The following is a 709-nucleotide window of genomic DNA, read 5'->3' as shown; positions in this document are numbered from 1 at the left end:
CGCTTCTCGACGGTCTCGCCGTCCTTCGGGCCGCCCCAGTCACCGGCGGTCAGCCACATGCCGCTGCGCTGGAAGACCTCACGCTGATGCGCGAAGTAGATCTGCGGGAGTTCGATCTTCTCGCGGGCGATGTACTGCCACACGTCCAGCTCGGTCCAGTTGGACAGCGGGAAGACGCGGACGTGCTCGCCGGGCGCGTGGCGGCCGTTGTACAGGTTCCACAGCTCCGGCCGCTGCCGGCGCGGGTCCCACTGGGAGAACTCGTCGCGCAGCGAGAACACCCGCTCCTTGGCCCGGGCCTTCTCCTCGTCCCGGCGCCCGCCGCCGAACACGGCGTCGAACCGCTCGGTCTGGATCTTCTCGGTGAGCGGCACGGTCTGCAGCGGATTGCGCGTCCCGTCCGGCCGCTCCCGCAGCTTGCCGGCGTCGATGTACTCCTGCACCGAGGCCACATGCAGCCGCAGCCCGTGCTCGGCCACCACCCGGTCCCGGTACTCGATGACCTCGGGGAAGTTGTGCCCGGTGTCCACATGCAGCAGCGAGAAGGGAACCGCCGCCGGAGCGAACGCCTTCAACGCCAGATGCAGCATGACGATCGAGTCCTTGCCGCCGGAGAACAGAATCACCGGCCGCTCGAACTCGCCCGCCACCTCACGGAAGATGTGCACACCCTCCGACTCCAGGGCATCCAGGTGAGAGAGCGCGTACG

General features: G+C 68.4%; 1 protein-coding gene. It reads right to left on the bottom strand.

Going from position 1 to position 709, the window contains the following annotated elements; translation table 11 throughout:
• The coding region (cysD, locus tag ABD357_RS26200; RefSeq protein WP_344393396.1) for a sulfate adenylyltransferase subunit CysD at positions 1 to 709 on the bottom strand (709 nt) is incomplete at both ends.

The organism is Streptomyces vastus, from assembly GCF_039532825.1.
GTDB classification, from domain to species: domain Bacteria; phylum Actinomycetota; class Actinomycetes; order Streptomycetales; family Streptomycetaceae; genus Streptomyces; species Streptomyces vastus.
The sequence above is the reverse complement of the archived record's forward strand: the minus strand, read 5'-3'. Positions and strand labels throughout refer to the sequence as shown.